The organism is Haloplanus rubicundus (genome assembly GCF_003342675.1).
Taxonomy (GTDB): domain Archaea; phylum Halobacteriota; class Halobacteria; order Halobacteriales; family Haloferacaceae; genus Haloplanus; species Haloplanus rubicundus.
This window is the reverse complement of sequence record NZ_CP031148.1, coordinates 1,353,723-1,371,263: the sequence shown is the minus strand read 5'-3', so window position 1 is coordinate 1,371,263 and position 17,541 is coordinate 1,353,723. Positions and strand designations below refer to the sequence as shown.

The 17,541-nt window shown below is 59.5% G+C and carries 13 protein-coding genes; 8 read left to right on the top strand and 5 right to left on the bottom strand.

What is annotated here, in order from left to right:
- Positions 1 to 79: 79 nt before the first annotated feature.
- Entirely contained in the window at positions 80 to 496 is a 417-nt protein-coding gene (locus DU484_RS07905; protein ID WP_114605627.1) for a universal stress protein, read from the bottom strand.
- A 504-nt stretch (positions 497 to 1,000) separates the two neighbouring features.
- A complete protein-coding gene (locus DU484_RS07900) occupies positions 1,001 to 1,891 on the bottom strand; it encodes a mechanosensitive ion channel family protein (protein ID WP_114605626.1) in 891 nt (296 codons plus the stop codon).
- 249 nt (positions 1,892 to 2,140) lie between these two features.
- On the opposite strand from DU484_RS07900, the gene DU484_RS07895 reads away from it, so the two are divergent.
- From DU484_RS07895 to DU484_RS07880, 4 genes are all read left to right on the top strand, one after another.
- Positions 2,141 to 3,394, top strand: a complete 1,254-nt coding sequence (locus DU484_RS07895) for an MgtC/SapB family protein (protein ID WP_114605625.1) — start codon at positions 2,141 to 2,143, stop codon at positions 3,392 to 3,394.
- A gap of 547 nt (positions 3,395 to 3,941) precedes the next feature.
- Positions 3,942 to 5,027 carry a sodium:phosphate symporter gene (locus DU484_RS07890; protein WP_187347787.1) on the top strand — a complete coding sequence of 362 codons (1,086 nt, stop codon included), beginning with the start codon at positions 3,942 to 3,944 and terminating at the stop codon, positions 5,025 to 5,027.
- Between the two features lie 105 nt (positions 5,028 to 5,132).
- Positions 5,133 to 5,561, top strand: coding sequence for a universal stress protein (locus DU484_RS07885; RefSeq protein ID WP_114605624.1), 429 nt, complete (start codon positions 5,133 to 5,135; stop codon positions 5,559 to 5,561).
- Positions 5,562 to 5,708: 147 nt separating this feature from the next.
- Positions 5,709 to 5,978: a hypothetical protein gene (locus DU484_RS07880; protein ID WP_114605623.1), complete on the top strand. Its 270-nt coding sequence runs from the start codon at positions 5,709 to 5,711 to the stop codon at positions 5,976 to 5,978.
- A 204-nt stretch (positions 5,979 to 6,182) separates the two neighbouring features.
- Here DU484_RS07880 and DU484_RS07875 read toward each other — a convergent pair whose 3' ends face one another.
- Entirely contained in the window at positions 6,183 to 6,473 is a 291-nt protein-coding gene (locus tag DU484_RS07875) for an amphi-Trp domain-containing protein (RefSeq protein ID WP_114605622.1), read from the bottom strand.
- Between the two features lie 129 nt (positions 6,474 to 6,602).
- Between DU484_RS07875 and DU484_RS07870 the strand changes: the two genes are divergently transcribed.
- Entirely contained in the window at positions 6,603 to 7,646 is a 1,044-nt protein-coding gene (locus DU484_RS07870; RefSeq protein ID WP_114605621.1) for an AI-2E family transporter, read from the top strand.
- A gap of 14 nt (positions 7,647 to 7,660) precedes the next feature.
- On the opposite strand, the gene DU484_RS07865 is transcribed toward DU484_RS07870, so the two are convergent.
- Positions 7,661 to 10,399 carry a cation-translocating P-type ATPase gene (locus DU484_RS07865; RefSeq protein ID WP_114605620.1) on the bottom strand — a complete coding sequence of 913 codons (2,739 nt, stop codon included), beginning with the start codon at positions 10,397 to 10,399 and terminating at the stop codon, positions 7,661 to 7,663.
- Between the two features lie 342 nt (positions 10,400 to 10,741).
- Between DU484_RS07865 and DU484_RS20375 the strand changes: the two genes are divergently transcribed.
- The 3 genes from DU484_RS20375 (at position 10,742) to DU484_RS07850 (ending at position 14,749) form a co-directional block, all read left to right on the top strand.
- Positions 10,742 to 11,866, top strand: coding sequence for a deoxyribonuclease IV (locus DU484_RS20375; RefSeq protein ID WP_114606738.1), 1,125 nt, complete (start codon positions 10,742 to 10,744; stop codon positions 11,864 to 11,866).
- A 104-nt stretch (positions 11,867 to 11,970) separates the two neighbouring features.
- On the top strand, positions 11,971 to 13,704 hold the full coding sequence (locus tag DU484_RS07855; protein WP_114605619.1) for an adenosylcobalamin-dependent ribonucleoside-diphosphate reductase: 1,734 nt from the start codon (positions 11,971 to 11,973) through the stop codon (positions 13,702 to 13,704).
- A 313-nt stretch (positions 13,705 to 14,017) separates the two neighbouring features.
- Positions 14,018 to 14,749, top strand: a complete 732-nt coding sequence (locus DU484_RS07850; RefSeq protein WP_114605618.1) for an SDR family NAD(P)-dependent oxidoreductase — start codon at positions 14,018 to 14,020, stop codon at positions 14,747 to 14,749.
- A 13-nt stretch (positions 14,750 to 14,762) separates the two neighbouring features.
- Here the strand turns inward: DU484_RS07850 and DU484_RS07845 are convergent, their stop codons facing one another.
- Complete coding sequence (locus DU484_RS07845; protein ID WP_114605617.1) at positions 14,763 to 17,504, bottom strand: cation-translocating P-type ATPase; 2,742 nt, start codon at positions 17,502 to 17,504, stop codon at positions 14,763 to 14,765.
- Between the last annotated feature and the right edge of the window lie 37 nt (positions 17,505 to 17,541).

The window sequence follows — 17,541 nt, the reverse complement described above, 5'->3', positions numbered from 1 at the left end:
ATTCTGAGGCTGAAGTTGCCACCGATTGCGATAGAGACTAGTCGGCATCTCTGTCGTGGTCATTCTCGTGAGTGTTCGGCTACAGTTGTTCTTTGCGCACCATGAGAACGGGAACCGAAGAGTGGCGGACCACACGTTCAGCGACACTTCCCATCACGAAGCGATCGATGCCAGTCCGGCCCTGCGTCCCCATCACGAGGAGATCGATCCCCTGCATCGCACTATACTCCAGAATCTCTTGAGGTGGAACCCCTTCAACGACCTCTGTGACGACGGTGAGCCCGGCTTGAGTCCCTGCCACCTCGAGGTCCCGTACTGCCTTTCGCCCTTCGAGCTGGAGCGATTCGAGAAGCGGACCGGATCGTGACACTCGCGTATCGACCACGTACAAGGCATGAACCGTGGCTTCGTACTGTTGTGCGATTTCGAGTCCGTGTTCGATAGCTTCCTGCGCTCCCGGGCTTCCATCCGTGGGGATCAAGATATCGGAGTACATACTGTCCACTTAGTCGTATGAGGGCATCAACCCTGTTCCACGGGAACAACCACGTAGAGTTTCGCGGCTCGATTAGGAAGGAGTAGATATAACCGTGAAATGAGGCGCCCCGATCGATCGACGACACAGTCCAAGAGGAGTTCGATCTCGGGACGCGCCGCCAGACGAAACAGAAGGAGGGGTCCCGTCGGAGCGTATACGAGAAGTCCCTGCGAGAGGTTAAACGAGTCGCCCGGCGATAAGGAGATTGAGGTGCTGAAGCGGTGGATCATTCAGTTCATTCAGGAGAATGAACGCTTCCCATCCGGTCGAGAAACCCACGCGGAAGCATATCTCCACGGCTCTGTTGAAGCCCTCTAGAGTTGGCATTCGGAAGAGCAGCTTCTCACGCGAGTTTTCGCGGATCCGGTGAGAATCTGGCTTCTCATCAAATCGCCAGACGTAAAGAGGATTTCAACAAAGCCATCTCCACGGATTCGTCCCCCGGTTCTGATCTGTCCCGTTTTATTCGCTATTTGAGGCTGGTGACTCGGACCTCCTGTCTGTCACGGTGACGCCCCCCGAAAGCAACTGCGCGGATGGGGGAGCGAGCGTAATATCTTCCTCATCGAAGTGCCGTTTCACTGATCGGCGGAAGTCAGAACGAATCGTTAGAATATCCGTGTGTCTCGGATTCTCGGTCCAGAATTCGGCTTGTATCGTGATTGCATTCTCCCCGAGTTTGACGATACGTGTGTTCGGCGCTGGATCACCAAGAACCGATTCGAGGTTCGTGGCGATCTGTTGTAACTCCAGCAGGGCCCGCTCGGTGTCCTCGTAATAGGCGACGTATACCTGTTCGGTCAGTCGATACCTGTTCCGACCGTAGGGCCGGGTGATCGCGTTGGTTGTGAGTTCAGTGTTAGGGACCGAGATCGTTTCGTGGTTCGGTGTCCGGATACGGGTGACGCGAAAATCGACTGCTTCAACAGTACCTTCTCCGCCCGGCCACTCGATCCAGTCGCCGACATTGAAGTCTGGATCGGCGACGAGGAACATCCCACTGATAAGCGACCCAAACACTTTCTGGCCAGCGATGCCGAGGGCGAAGGTGAGGGCGGCGATGATGATCGCTGACTCGGAGAGTATCCGTCCGTAGCCAGCGGCGATGATACCCGTTAGCGTGGCGAATCCGATCAGAACGACCCGAAGGTACGTTTTTGTTGCTGTCTCAATTGTTGGGTTATTGCGATTACGCGATCTGACGACCTGGGTCGCGAGTGGAATGAGAAAAACCCGGCTTATGAGATACACGACGCCAAATCCCACGATGAACCAGAACAATTCCGACAACACCTGCTCGTACGCCGCTAGGATGTCTATCAACCACTTGGGTGGAGAAACCTGGCCGATCATACACCCCGTGTCGGAGCAGACGGATAAAAAGCCTCATCGCTGGCCGCTCACGTCGTGTTAGGGTAAAGAGGTATTGTCGGTGTGCATGACTCCTGGCTTCGACCGGATTCCGTTCAGTTGCTGATTCTGGCAGTAACGGCGGATATTCCCCTTCCTAGGTGGACGGAAAGCCAGAATGAGGACGACAGGACGTCAAACGCTCGCTCCGTCCCTATTGTTTGACAATCCACTGGCTGGAAAGGCTACACAATGGTCGATCCTACAACTGGTCCTCTTGTGGGGACCATCTTCCATCTCCTGCTCGCAGCTGGCCTCGGCGCACTCATCGGTCTGGAACGGGAGCAAAGCGAGTCGGGCGGATCGTTCGCCGGGAGTCGGACGTTTCCGCTGATCGCGCTCTATGGGGCGCTCGTTCAGGCCTTCTTCCCGTCCGTACTTCCGGTCGCTGTGGGTACGCTCGTCGTGCCACTCACGGTCGCGTACGTCGGGAAGATCTGGTACGAGGGTGATATCGGCCTGACGACGCTCGTGGCCGCCCTCGTCACAGTCATCCTCGGTGCAATGGCGATGCATTCCGACCGCGGCGCGATCATCGCGATCATCGGCGGCGGCGCCATCACAGTACTGCTCTCCGTGAAAGACCCCGTACACGAGTTCGCCAATCAGATCGAAGAAAGCGAACGGCGGGCGTCGGCGAAGTTCATCATCGTCGTCCTCGTCGTCCTACCAGCGCTCCCCGACCGATCGCTCGGCGTCCTCTATGGCCTCAATCCGAGATTCATCTGGTTGATGATCGTCTTCGTCACTGGCCTCGGATTCGCGGCGTACGTGCTCGGACAAATGCTCGGCCCGGAACGGGGGATCGCCCTCACGGGGATCGTCGGTGGGTCCGTTTCGTCCACGGCCACCACGGTCTCGATGGCGGAGAAGACGACCCAAAACGCGACGCTCTATCACGTCTGCGCATTCGCGGTCGTCACCGCCTCCATCGTGATCTTCCCCCGAGCACTCATCGAGATCGCGGTGGTCAACCCCGATCTGCTCTCGAGCGTCGCGCTGCCGCTGGGAGCGATGACTGTCGTCGGTGCGGTTGCTGCCGGGGTGTTGTACTGGCTGACTGCATCCAACGAGACAGTCGAACCGGAGGAGCTCAAGAACCCGTTTCGCCTGCGGCCTGCCCTCCTCTTCGGGGTCATATTCGCGGCCGTATTGCTCGTCTCCGAACACGCCAACGAGTGGTTCGGGGCATCGGGCGTGTACGCGACGGCGTTCGTCTCCGGGCTCGCCGATGTCGATGCGATGACGATCACGTTGAGTCAACTCGCAGCCGAGGGGGCAGTCTCGACGGAGGTCGCCACGACGGGAATCGTCATCGCGGCGATCGCAAACACCCTCCTCAAGGCCGCGTTAGCGTGGGTTCTCGGTACCCACAGGTTGGGACGGCTCGTGTCTATCGTCCTCGGCGCCGTCGTCCTGAGCGGTCTGGCTTTTCTCGTCGTTTGAACGGTCATCCGACCCGCGCACGTTCGCGAACGCCGTCTCGCACGGTTGTGGAGGCCGACTACTCTACTTCCAACCCGACATCGTGTGGTGATCTGTCTTTACGATTCGATAGATGCTTTTCGACCTATAGTAGCGTTTGTAGGTCATTGCACACCTGACACGCTGTCCTGCGGTCAGGTGTGTAAACAGTTCCAAACGCTACTATAGTACCAGTCACCTGTTCCCCGAACCACGTATTCGATGACTGCTTTGACAGCGGCGAATCCATACAGGACGAAAAGGGTGGTGCAACGAGCCAAGCGATCCCAAACCGGGGGAGAGGGCCGCGACGACAGTCGAGAGATCGTATCATGACTGCGAGTGCTACGACTACACAGAGCGGTATCATCGGCAATATTCCAGGCTCAATCACGGACGGTACGAGGAACTTCGAACGGAGTGAGGTCAACAGGACGCCACCCAGGATTCAACGCGCCCCTATCGTGGGAAGTTCCCTCTGACGGCGTAACCTTTGTGCGCCTGCCGCGTGGTCATAAAAATAAGATCCGTGGTTTCGAACGTCGACGAGATACTGGCCCGAGGGCGTGAATCCGGCCAATTAGTCGTTGGCGCTTTCGTCTCTTTGCTCTTGTTCCTGTTCGCAGTCCAGTTGTTGGGTGCGTCCACAGCGGCCGCGGCCGCTCCGCTCGAACGGTTCTTCAGGCGATACGTCGCCGGGAGTGGACAAGCCCTGGGTGCAAGCTGGCTCGCCACGTACGTGCTCACCAACGGATCAGTAGTAGCGGCCCTGTCCGTCTCGCTGTTCAAGACCGGCATCCTCACGGCCTCACAGCTGTTCCTGATGCTTGCTGGCTCACGCCTCGGGGGCGCCGCTATCGTACTCCTGATAGGGGCGCTGGACTACTTCCAGAAGCGGCGCTATTCGTTCAGCGAGGCGACCGAGTTGGGGGTGCTGACCTTCCTCTTGTCACACTCAATTTATTTACCAGCGACTGTCCTCGGATATCTCCTGTTGCCGAGACTCCAGACGGGATTCGGGGACATCAGTACCCGGATCGAACTCTCGTTTGCTCCGCTGGCGGTCTTCAATCCGGTGACGGGAGCCATCGTCGATACTGTTGGTGTGGGTCTGGCACTCGTGATGGCCATTCTCGTGTTGTTTGGTAGCCTCACTCTCTTCGATCGGGTACTCAAGCGGATCAACACCGAATGGCTCCGCAAGCGGTTCTTTCGCCGATTTCAGCACAAGTGGACCTCGTTTGGACTCGGTATCCTCATTACCGGCGCGACGACCAGCGTTGCGTTCTCGCTGGGAGTCATTGTTCCGCTCTACAATCGTAACTACATCAAACGGCAGGAGATCGTTCCCTACGTTCTGGGGGCTAATATCGGAACCTTCTTCGACACGATCGTCATCGCTGTGCTTCTGGAATCCCCACCGGGGGTAGCTATCGTGCTATCACTCGTGGCCATCGGCACGATCATAACGGTCGGAACACTGGTTCGGTTCTCGACGTACTTCCAAGCCGTCGAGACCATCCAAACCCGTCTCGTTACCAACCGTCGGTACCTGACTGGGTTTCTCGTCTCGTTGGTTATTCTCCCGATAGTGCTGGTTCTACTCCCATTCTAGTTCTGTGGCCGAGACAGCCCGTTCTATCGGGAGAGGTGGGACCTCATCTTCCGCAGGCTCAGTTGTCCCCGTGCCTATATGTGGCTTTGACGCGTCTCCCAGAGTATGTCCTCCGTCGACGAGGTACTCGTCGCGTTCGATGGGACCCCGCTCTCGGAGAAGGCGCTGGCACACGCGCTCGACGTGTACTCGGATGCATCGATCACCGTCTTCCATGTCATCGACTACATCGAAGAGAGCTACACCGCGAAAGCACTGGTCGGGGACGAAACGCTCCGGAAACGGGCCCAGGAACGCTCGGCAGAACTGCTCGCCGAGGCTGAAGCGAAGGCTGCTGAGCACGACCGGGAGGTACAGACGGCGAGCAAGGTTGGCAAGTCCGCAGACGAGATCCTCAAGTACGCGGAAACACACGGCATCGACGTGATCGTCATCGGGAGCCACGGACGTTCGGGTGTCGCTCGAATGCTCATGGGTTCGGTCGCTGAAACGGTGATGAAGCGTGCATCAGTGCCTGTGACTGTCGTCAGGTGACCGCAAACTGTGCCTCCAGATTCGCCCTGAAACGGTGAACCACAGAGCAAAAGGCTCTCGATCTGGATAGCTGGCGAGTGCTTCTCATAACCCTTCAGTTTCGAATTGACATGCTGATTTTTACATTTCCTTGTCCTACGAACAGCCATGGCACGAATTCCAGAGGTCAAGTCGATTACGACAGAGGACGAGTACATCCACGTTCGGTATCGGGACCCTGACCAGTTCGATCAAATTCGGACGCCAGACTGGGCGGACCGTGTCTCTGATTCCGTCTCGGAGGGAAGCGAGGTCCGGATGGGGAAGCGGGAAGCCCCCGATAATTGGGTAGTCCAGTCTGTGTTGATCCAGAAGAACGTGGGTGAGCAAAAAGCTCGTGAGCAAGCCGACGAAATTATCAGAGAGATCGAGTCGTGATCGGGTGCTTCGTCTCCTGTGGTTGTTGAATCCGACTTGGAGACTCATTCAGAAAATCTCTGGCAGTTGGGTCAGACAAAAACGCCGCCAAGCGGGGATGTTGTCTTGGAATCGGAGACAGAACAATAATCCATACAAGCCAGGAGATATCGACTCTCGCCGGAAATCTCCGCAAAAATACCGATTCGCCACAGAGAACCGCCTTCACTCGATTTCCAACCCACCACCGCTTTCACCGTTTCCGACGTCTCCATCTTCAGCCCACTCGATCTCGAACTCGATACTCAGCTCACCAGGACTATCGGTCGGTCCCTCGCGCTCGGCTTTCACCTCGAACGTCGGTTGGGAAGGGGGTGTCATTGTCACTGACTGTTCGCCAGCGGTCAGGGTGATATCGTCACCGGCATCGAGTTTGTCTGCGACTCGACGAAGATACGACGCGATCTCCGATCGACTTTGGGATCCCTCTGACTGAAAGAGGACTTCTTCGGGCATACGGTATCTCGTTGGACACACAGACCCATAAGTGGGGGCTGTAGCCGACTGGCTTTGATTCGGGTCCGAATAACCCTGGCAGTCGATGGCAATCAAAGTGGTCTACAGCTGAGATGATATCGAATCTTTTTGCCATTGCTCGACAAATTCGTAGTTGTGAACCTCAGCAAGGGGTTTGTCCTCGCCCTCATCGTCACCCTCCTCGTGCTATCGGCCATGCTGATCCAGCCGTTTCTCCAGTACGTCCTCGGTGCCGTCCTCCTCGCCTACGTGCTCTATCCGCTGCAGATCCGCCTCGAAGCGTACGTATCGCCGATGGTCGCTGCCCTCTCGCTCGTGATCCTAGCAGTTTCCGGATTCGTCGCACCGCTCGTAGTCGTTCTCGGAACGGTCGTGGATAGTGCTGACCGGGTCCTCGAGGACTTCGACACTGACCCAGTGCAGATCGAGATGATCGAATCCCGGATCGAGGAACTCACCGGACAAGAGGTCGATATCACAGGCGAGCTCGTTAGCTCAGGGCGGGAAATCGGGACGATCGTATTCGAACGGTCGACCCAAGCGTTCGGGACGATCACCTTCCACCTCATCGGAATCGCGTTAGCACTCTTTCTCGTGTACTACCTTCTCAAAGATGGCGACGACCTGGTCAACTGGCTCCACCGAACGGTCCCCCTCCCAATGGACAGTCAGCGCGACCTCTACATCGAGATTAACGACGTGATGTGGGGCGTTCTCTTCGGACACGTCTTCGTTGCCATCGTCCAGGGGGTCGTCGCCGGAGTCGGGCTCGTCGTTACTGGCGTCCCCAATGCGTTGTTCTGGACGGCCGTCATGATCGTTCTCGCGATGGTTCCGCTCGTCGGTGCGATCCCCGTCTGGGGCGGGGCAGTGGTCTATCTGTATCTCACTGGCGAACCGCTGCTCGCCGCCGGATTATTCGTCTACAGCGTCATCGTGGTTGGGCTCACCGACGACTATCTCCGTCCATTCGCCGTCGACAGGTACGCGAAGCTCAATCCTGCCGTCATCCTCCTCGGTATCCTCGGTGGGGCGTACGCATTCGGGATTATGGGACTGTTCTTCGGTCCCGTTGTCCTCGGGGCACTCAAAGCTGCCCTCCGCGTCGGCTTGGATAATTGGTCCCAGCTCGACGAGAGCGACATCGGTTGACCAACCGATCGTAATCAATCGAACAACAGCTCTTCGAGTCGCGTCCCCAGCTTCGGAGTCCCGAACCGACGGCGAAACTCCAAGAGCACCTGCCCGGCGCCGAGGGGCACCAGGCTCATTCCAAGCACGACGAGCCAGCTTTCGAGACCGATGGAGGCGGTGCTCAGTGCCAGCGAAACCCCCGGCAGGTAGACGGTGCCGATCACCAGCAGGGCAGACAGGCCGAGGGCACCCCAGACGTACGCGTTCTTGGTGACCTCGTTGCGCACGATGCCGGATGTGAGCTCTCGCATGTTGAACACGTGCCAGAGTTGGGCGAACGCTAGCGTGAGGAACGACATGGTGACGACCTCTTCGGCTCCCATGCCGCCGGCGTACATGCCACCCCCGATCACGAACGTGCCGACAGTCGCGACTGCGATCATCGTTCCGTATAACCCCAGTTCGGTCCAGTGCGTCCGGGTCAGGATCGACTCGTCGGGATCTCTCGGCGGCGTGTTCATTATTTCCTTGCTGCCCCCACAGGCCCCCAGCGCGAACGCCGGGAAGATGTCAGTCACGACGTTGAGAAAGAGGATCTGCAACGGGAGCAACGGCAGCGGAAAGCCCAGCAGTGCGGCGATCAGAATAGCCAGCAATTCACTGAGATTACAGGACATGAGATACAGCACGAACTTCCGGATGTTCCGGAAGATGATCCGCCCCTCCCTGATGGCGTGGTAGATACTGGTGAAGTTGTCGTCCCGTAGGATCATGTCCGCCGCCTCCTGGGCCACTTGCGTTCCTCGCTGACCCATGGCGACGCCGATGTCGGCCCGCTTCAGCGCCGGCGCGTCGTTGACCCCGTCGCCGGTCATGGCCACGATCGACCCGACTGCCTGGTGAATCCCGATCAGATCGAGCTTGTTCTCCGGGGCGACCCGCGCGAAGACCGACGCGTTCACGAACCGCTCCATCTCGTCCTGGGACAGGTTCTCGGGGTCGTCGAGTTCGCTCCCCTGGATGACCTCGTCGTCTTCCGGATCCATCAACCCGACACTCCGGGCGATGTTTCTAGCCGTCCCAGGATGGTCACCGGTCACCATGACAATTCGCAACCCCGCGTCCAGACAGTTCTTAATAGTCGATTTGACCTCCTCGCGTGGTGGATCGATCATGGCGACCAACCCGAGCAGCGACAGTTCCTCGTACGGCGGGTCGTCCGTACTCTCGACCTCCTTCCTGGCGAGAGCGAGGACGCGCAATCCGTCTTCGGCCATGTTTTCGCTCTTCTGAATCCACTCTTCTTTGTCATCTTCCGAGAGGGGATCGGTGCCGTCACCCGTTACCAGCCGGGTCGACGACTCGACGACTGCCTCCGGCGCCCCCTTCACGGCAACCCTGTAGTTCCCGTTCAACTCGTGGTAGGTCGCCATCATTTTGACGGACGGATCGAACGATACCTCGTGGGCCTCCGGCATCGACTCGAGGAGACCGTCCCGATCGATCCCGGCCTTCAATCCCGCTACCAGGAGGGCAGCTTCCGTCGGATCACCCGTCACAGCCGTCTCGTCATCCTCCTCAGTCACTGACGCGTTGTTACAGAGAACGCCCACTTCCAGCGCTTCCTGGAGGGCAGGATCCTGTGGCTGATCCCGATCCTCGTCGCCGTGCTGGAACGTCCCCTCGGTGTCGAGTCCGGTCCCGGTGACGGCGACCGAGCCGTTGGCCAGCTCGTACTGGCTGACGGTCATCTCGTTCTCCGTCAGCGTGCCCGTCTTGTCGGTACAGATGACGTTCGTCGAGCCCAGCGTTTCGACGGAGCCGAGGTTGTTGATCAGGGCGTTGCGGTCCGCCATCCGCCACATCCCGCGCGCGAGCACGAGCGTGGCGACTACCGGCAGCCCCTCCGGAATGGTCGCGATCGCCAGTGCGATGGCCGTCTCGACCATCAGATACAGATCCTGGCCCCTGAGCCATCCAGAGACGAGGACGATTGCAGCCACGACGAGCAGGAACGGAACGAGTTTCCGCCCGAGACCATCGAGCTTCTGCTGGAGCGGCGTCTTCTCCTCAGCCTCTCCCAGAAGGGACGCCGAGATCTTACCGAGTTCCGTGTCCATCCCCGTGGCCACCACGATCGCTTCGGCGGTCCCCCGCGTCACGCTCGTCCCCTTGTAGAGCATGTTCTCCCGCTCGGCGAGGGCCACGTCTTCCTCGAGGACGTCGCTCGTCTTTCCGACGGGAACGGACTCGCCGGTGAGGGCCGATTCGTCGGCCTGGAGCTTGGAGGGCTCGATCACTCGAAGGTCGGCCGGAACGACGTTCCCGGCGTTGAGGACCACGATGTCCCCCGGTACCAACTCTTCCGCGGAAACATCCCTGATCTCCCCCGCACGCAGAACGCGGGCCTCGATCTCGACCATCTCCTGGAGACTCTCCATCGATTTGAGTGCCCGCATCTCGGTCACGAACCCGATGAGCCCGTTGATGAGGAGGACGACGAAGATAGCGACGCCCTCGATGTTCTCGTTCAGTGCAAAAGCTGCCACACCCGCCACCGCCAGCAACAGGACGATAAAGCTCTTGAACTGGTCCGCCAGAACCCCCCACCAGCCCCGCTGCTCCGCTTCGCGCAACGCATTCGGGCCGACCCGCTCGCGCCGGGTTGTGGCTTCGTCCTCGCTCAGCCCCTCGTCTACAGAAACCTCGTAATGCGCTACTATCTCATCAGACGATTTCGCCCACGGCGTTTGAATCGGATGTTCATCCATTTCCAGCGGAGAAGTCCCTGTGAGTAGCCATGGTCGATAACAGTAAAAAAGCGGTGTGAGTCACATCCCCTGTCTCCGGCCACGAAAGCAGGACAGTGACGAGAATCCAGACATTCCGTGTCTAGGTACGGCCGTGAGTAGGAAACTGCCGTACACAAGTATACTGGGTGACGGAGCGAGAATTATCGAGGTTAGGCGTTCGCACACCCTCCGTGTATTGCACCAGTGTTAGCTGAGCACCGGGGATGTAGAGGCGCGAACCGTACTACTATGTTGGCACCACGAGAATTTACTCCCGGTTGATTCGTGACGACCGTACTGCTCGGATCCGTACCGGCACCGCTGGCACTACTCCAGCAGTTTCCCGTGCAACTGCCAGTCTCTGTCGACGTACTCGTCGTTCTTGCGGTCATCGTCGTCGCGCTCGTCCTGTTCATCTTCCAGCCGGTTTCGATCGACACCACCGCGATCGCCCTGATGGTCGTGTTGATCCTCCTCGGTCCGTGGACGGGTGTCTCCCCCGAGGAAGGCGTCTCGGGCTTCTCGAATCCCGCGACCATCACTGTGCTGGCGATGTTCGTCCTCAGCGAGGGGGTACGACAGACCGGAATCATCCAGATACTCACGCGAAAGATGGAGACGTTCGCGGGCGACAGCGAATCCCGTCAACTCCTCGCGACAGTCGGGCTGGGTGGCCCGTCAGCGGGTTTCGTCAACAACACCCCCATCGTCGCCGTACTGATCCCCGCTGTCACGGAGCTCGCCCGGAAGACCGGCACCTCGCCGTCGAAGCTTCTCATTCCGCTCTCGTTCGCCGCGATGCTGGGCGGCATGCTCACCGTCATCGGGACGTCGACGAACCTACTCGCGAGCAAGTCTCTCGACTGTGTGCAGGATGAACTCGATGCAGCGGCGACGCTAGACGTTCCGTACTACGTGTTTCACCCCGGAGCCCATACCGGTGCCGGCGAGGAGATGGGTATCGAGAACGTCGGCGAGCGGCTGTCCGAGGTCGACGTACCGAGCAACGTGACGCTTCTGCTGGAGAACACGGCCGGAAAGGGCACCACAGTCGGCAAGCGACTCGAAGACCTCGATGACATGGTGGAGGCATCAGTCTACGGGTACGGTGATCTCGGGATCTACCTCGACACGTGCCATCTCTTCGCTGCGGGGTACGACTTCACCGACGAAGCGGCGGTGGACGATCTCGTCGAGGAAATCGATTCGACCGTCGGCATCGAGAACGTGCAGTATCTCCACCTCAACGACTCGAAACATCCGCTCGGTTCCGAGAAAGACGAGCACGAGCACATCGGCGAGGGAGAAATCGGTGAGGCGGGCTTTCGCCAGTTCGTCAACTATGACGCGCTTCGCGAGAAGCCGATGGTCCTCGAGACGCCTGAAGACGAGAGAGGATACGCGTGGAATATAGCGAAGGTGACGGAACTACGAACCGACGACTGACAGAACCCCATTTGCGAGCGTGCCACTCGTCGATGCTCTGCGAGAGTTTGTGAGTGTGTGGAGTGAGAGCACGTCTTAAGACAACGCGCAACTCGTCTAGACCTATGGACTCACTCGACAGTGTTGCCGAGACCGTTCTCCATCGGCGGTATCTGCAACAGGACGAGGAGGGAACCATCGTCGAAACGCCGGACGAAATGTTTCGTCGGGTCGCTGCAGATCTCGCGACGGCCGAGGCACAGTTCGGTGGTGATGTCGAACCGACCGAAGAGCGATTCTACGAGGCGATCAGCAATCTCGATTTTCTCCCGAACTCTCCGACACTGATGAACGCTGGCACCGAACTCCAGCAACTCGCTGCCTGCTTCGTCCTGCCGGTCGAGGACTCGATCGACTCGATATTCACGGCCGTCAAGCAGACCGCACTCATTCACCAGAGCGGCGGGGGGACTGGTTTTTCGTTTTCGCAGCTACGTCCCGAGGGCGACGTCGTGAAAAAAACGGGTGGTGTCGCGTCGGGACCGGTGAGCTTCATGAAAATATTCGATGCCGCGACCGAACAGATCAAACAGGGGGGCCGCCGCCGCGGCGCGAATATGGGTGTCCTCGACGTGACACATCCCGATGTCGAGGAGTTCATCACCAGCAAATCGGACGACGACGTACTGCGGAATTTCAATCTCTCCGTGGCGACGGACGCCGAGTTTTGGGAGGCCCACGCGTCCGGAGACGCCTACGAGATCGTGAATCCACGAACGGATGCCACCGTTCGGCAAGCGACTCCCGACGCTATTCTCGATGAAATCGCCGAAGCAGCGTGGGAAACCGGCGATCCGGGACTGTTGTTTCTCGATACGATCAACGAGCACAATCCGACACCCCACCTCGGACGGATCGAGGCGACGAACCCCTGTGGCGAAGTGCCCGAACTCCCATACGAGGCGTGTATCCTCGGCTCGATCAACCTCGGCCAGCACACCGACGGCGAGGAAGTCGACTGGGAGAAGCTCCGCGACACCGTCCACCTCGCCGTGCGCTTTCTCGACAACGCGATCGAGATGTCGGAGTTCCCCGTGCCCGAGATCGAGGAGATGGTGACCAACACGCGTAGATTGGGTCTCGGCGTGATGGGCTTTCACGACATGCTCGTCGACCTCCGAATTCCCTACGTCTCCGAGGGAGCCGTCGAGTTCGCGGACGAGTTGATGGAGTTCGTTCACGAGGAATCGTGGGCGGCGTCTCGGCAACTGGCGGACGAACGCGAACCGTTTCCGGAGTGGGAAAACTCGATCCGGGAGGCGCCGATGCGGAACGCCACGACCACGACCATCGCCCCCACGGGGACGATTTCACTCATCGCGGGGTGTTCAGCCAGTATCGAACCCATCTACAACGTGGCGTACACGAAGCACGTGATGGGCGGGCTAGACATCGTCAACGACCGTTTCGTCGATATGGCGAGAGAACGAGGGTTCTATTCCGAGGAACTCGTGGAAGACCTCCATGGTCGGACCACGATCCAGAATGTCGAGCGGATTCCGGACGACGTGAAGCGGCTATTCCAAACGGCCCACGACGTCCCAGCCGATCACCATCTCCAGGTTCAAGCGGCGTTCCAGGAACACGTCGATAACGCGGTGAGCAAGACGGTGAATCTCCCCCAATCCGCCTCGGTCGACGATGTAAAAGAGATTTTCCTGTCCGCGCGTGATCTCGATCTCAAGGGAATCACCGTCTTCCGAAGTGGGTCAAAGCCCGAGCAGGTACTCGGTGAGAGCCCACTCAAAGAAGAGTGCGTGGGTGAGTGTGATTATGTTTCCCCCCGCCAAGAATCGTGAGACGGGGGGCAGGTTGCTTCGCTTGAGGAACGGTGATTCTCTTTGAGCACTTCAGCGACTTTTCGCAGTCGCACATGCGAATGAGGTGTATCGCCCTCTACCGACCTGTCCCGATTGTCTCCGAGTTACGTATGGGCTCGGTCTGAGTCGAGCACTACAGCACAGAGAGGTGTTAGTCCACATGCTCCGAATAGTGCTGCGCCTGTTGCGAGATGGGAACAAACGGTGGTGTAATACCCATTCGCAATTGCCGACGCATGGGAACCTGGCTCATCTACTTTGTTTTGGCTGTTGTAATACTGATCGAGAACCGATGCAATTAGAGGGAAAAACCGCGATTGTCACGGGTGGGTCATCAGGCATTGGGAAAGCGATTGCGACTGCGTACGTCGAGGAAGGTGCGAACGTCGTCATCGCGAGCCGTACCGAGTCGGAGGGAACCGAGGTTGCCGACGAAATCGGATGCACGTACGTCCAGACCGACGTTCGGGAGTACGATCAAGTCGAGGAACTCGTCGAGACGACCGTCGACGAGTTCGGCAAACTCGATGTGATGGTAAACAACGCCGGCATCGCGAGCGAAACCCCCGTCGAGGAGATGGAGTTAGACGAATGGGGAAATGTCGTCCAGACTGACCTCGACGGCGTCATGCACGGGACGAAAGCTGCACTCCCACACCTGGAGGAGACGGATGGCTGTATCATCAATACGGCCTCGATCTATGGGCTGGTTGGGGGCAAAGGCGCAGCGGCCTACTCCGCGGCGAAGGGTGGCGTCGTGAACTTCACCCAACAGGTTGCCGTCGACTACGCCGAAGAGGGCGTCCGCGTCAACAGCATCTGTCCGGGATTCGTCGAAACCCCGATGACCGAGGAGTTGCTCGAAACCGATCGCTTCTACAGTTACGTCCGGGACAACACGCCGATGAACCGGCCGGCACAGCCCGAGGAGATCGCCCCACTCGCAGTGTTTCTGGCCTCCGACGGAGCGGGCTACGTAACCGGCGCGAACATACCGATCGACGGCGGGTGGACGGCCCACTGAGGCCCACCGATCGTCAGTCGATCGACGGCTCCGTCCCGAGTAGCCGATCGGCGGCCATCGACAGCAGGTAGTTGCCGACGACGACGACCGACACCGCGGCGACGATGTCCAGCCACCCAGAGAGGTCGATGCCGTAGACGCCGAAGAGTCCGGCGATCGGGGTGTAGAGAACGAGCAACTGGAGGATCAGCGAGGACACTACAGCGCCCACGAGCCACCGATTCGAGAGCACTCCCTGGCCGAACCGGCGTCGGATGACTTGGATGATTCCCATCTCCGAGACGACGAAGAAGGTGAACAGGAGCGTCTGGGCGACGAGTAGCTCCTCGAACGTCGCCAGTGCCTCGAAGAAGACCACGAGACCGACTACGGTCAGGGTCACGCCGATCGTGAGGATGGACATAAGAACACGCGTGTCGATGACTGGTTCGTTCGACTCCCGGGGCTCCCGTTCGAGGACATCCGGCGACTTTGGATCGACGCCGAGGGCAAGCGCCGGCAGGCCGTCGGTGACGAGATTTATCCACAGTAGCATGACCGGCGTGAGGATGAGCGCCTCCGACTGGGCCGCGAACAGTTCGGGGAAGAGAATACTGCCGACGAGGACGCCGATGAAGACGGTGAGGACTTCCCCGGCGTTCGCCGACAGTAACAGATTGACGAATTTCCGGATGTTGTCGAAGATGCCGCGTCCCTCCGCGATCGCATCCCTGATCGTCACGAAGTTGTCGTCCTGGAGTACCATGTCGGACGCTTCCTGGGTGACGTCAGTCCCACGGATGCCCATGGCGATGCCGACATCGGCATTGCGAACTCCGGGCGCATCGTTGACACCGTCGCCCGTCATCGCCACGCGGTGGCCGTTCGCCTGCAACGCCTCGAGGATGCGGACCTTGTGGTCGGGGGAGACTCGGGCAAACACCTCGACATCCTCGACGGCCTCCCGGAGTTCCTTGTCGCTCAACCCCTCGACGTCGGCACCGGTCATCGCACCATCGGGGTCGAATCCGATCTCCCCGCCGATCGCCTTCGCCGTCTCGAGATTGTCGCCAGTCGCCATGACGACGCGAATACCAGCGTCCCGACAGTCGGTGACGGCTTCGTCGACTTCCGCACGTGGTGGGTCGATCATGCCCTGCAAACCGAGAAAGACCAGTCCTCGTTCGAGCGAATCCTCGTCGGCGTCCGGATCGTCGACCGCTTTCCGGGCGAACCCGATCACTCGAAGTGCGTCGCCGGCGAACGATTCGGTCCGTTCGAGGATCTGCCGTCGCGTCTCGTCGGTTAGCTCCCGCATCTCGCCGTCGACGAGGACGCGGTTACACCGCTCCAACACGGTTTCGGGAGCGCCTTTCATGTACGCGACGTGGTCGCCCTCAGCCTCGACGACGACGGTCATCCGTTTTCGCTCGGACGAGAACGGGACTTCACGGACGCGCTCCACGTCATTTTTGATACCTGCTTTCTCGGCCGAGACGAGCAACGCCACTTCCGTCGGATCACCGTAGTACTCCTCGTCCTCCGAATCGGGGGCTCGCTCGGCGTTGTTACAGAACGCGCCACATCGTAACACCGGTTCGAGCGTCGCCGGGTCGACCGTCTCGTCGTCACGTCTGAATTCGCCCTCGAGGTCGAGTCCAGCACCCGTCACCTGGTACACGTCGTCGCCGAACGCGATTCGTTTGACCGTCATCTGGTTCTCGGTGAGCGTCCCCGTCTTGTCGGTTAGAATGACATCGACCGCTCCGAGACTCTCGACGACGGCGAGGCGGCGAACCAGCGCGTTCTTGTCGACCATCTTCTTCGACCCGAGCGCGAGCGTCAGCGTCACCACTGCGGGGAGGCCTTCCGGAACGGCGGCCACTGCGAGGGTGACGGCCGTCAGGAGAATCGCAATCCCGTCGGCTTCGGTGAAGAGGAACTGCACGACGACGACGAGAGCGATGAGCGCCCCGACACCGTAGCCGATACGCCGTCCGAGTTCGTCGACCTCCTCTTGAAACGGCGTCTTCCCCTCTTCCGCTTCCTGGATCTGGGACGCGATCCCCCCGACTTCAGTATCCATCCCCGTCTCCACGACGACGGCCTTACCGTGGCCTTTGACCGCGTCCGTGTTCATGTAGACCATGTTGGACCGCTCTGCGAGCGGCGTCGCCGCGTCGAGTGCGCCGGTCTCTTTGGCGACGCTGGCGCTCTCGCCCGTCAGCGGGGCTTCCATCGTCTCCAGGTTCGTGACCTCGATGAGTCGGGCGTCCGCGGGAATCGCGTCACCCTGTTCGATGACGACGATATCACCGGGGACGACTTGGGTAGCGGCTATCGTCCGTTTCTCTCCGTCCCGCAGTACAGCCGTCTCCGGGGCGGAGAGCTCCCGTAATTTCTCCATGGCCTGTTCGGCGCGGTAGTCCTGCACGAAGCCGAAAATCCCGTTGCCGAGCAGGATGAGGAGGATGAGTCCCGCGTCGACGTAGTTCGGGTCCTCACCCGGAAGGAACCCAACTCCGAGCGAGAGGAGAGCCGCGAATATCAGGATATAGATGAGAACGTCCCGAAACTGTGAGACGAAGAGTTCGACGGGTGAGATATCCTCTCCCTCGTGTATTTCGTTGTGCCCGTACTCCTCCAGACGACTCTCGGCCGTCGCCTGTGTGAGGCCGTCTTCGTTCGTGTCGAGGTCGCCGAGAACTCGGTCGACGGAACGCGTGTGCCAGTCGTCCCCGTTCGTGTCGAGGTCGGCTTCGGTTTCGGTACTCATGTTCGTCTACCCCCCGACGACGAGGTCGACGGCAGTG

Excerpts from the sequence above, each read along its gene's own strand:
- DU484_RS07885 (WP_114605624.1), top strand. The coding sequence starts at position 5,133 with ATGTCCTCCGTCGACGAGGTACTCGTCGCGTTCGATGGGACCCCGCTC.
- DU484_RS07905 (WP_114605627.1), bottom strand. The coding sequence starts at position 496 with ATGTACTCCGATATCTTGATCCCCACGGATGGAAGCCCGGGAGCGCAG.
- DU484_RS07900 (WP_114605626.1), bottom strand. The coding sequence starts at position 1,891 with ATGATCGGCCAGGTTTCTCCACCCAAGTGGTTGATAGACATCCTAGCG.
- DU484_RS07850 (WP_114605618.1), top strand. The coding sequence starts at position 14,018 with ATGCAATTAGAGGGAAAAACCGCGATTGTCACGGGTGGGTCATCAGGC.
- DU484_RS07845 (WP_114605617.1), bottom strand. The coding sequence starts at position 17,504 with ATGAGTACCGAAACCGAAGCCGACCTCGACACGAACGGGGACGACTGG.
- DU484_RS07855 (WP_114605619.1), top strand. The coding sequence starts at position 11,971 with ATGGACTCACTCGACAGTGTTGCCGAGACCGTTCTCCATCGGCGGTAT.
- DU484_RS07865 (WP_114605620.1), bottom strand. The coding sequence starts at position 10,399 with ATGGATGAACATCCGATTCAAACGCCGTGGGCGAAATCGTCTGATGAG.
- DU484_RS07875 (WP_114605622.1), bottom strand. The coding sequence starts at position 6,473 with ATGCCCGAAGAAGTCCTCTTTCAGTCAGAGGGATCCCAAAGTCGATCG.
- DU484_RS07880 (WP_114605623.1), top strand. The coding sequence starts at position 5,709 with ATGGCACGAATTCCAGAGGTCAAGTCGATTACGACAGAGGACGAGTAC.
- DU484_RS07895 (WP_114605625.1), top strand. The coding sequence starts at position 2,141 with ATGGTCGATCCTACAACTGGTCCTCTTGTGGGGACCATCTTCCATCTC.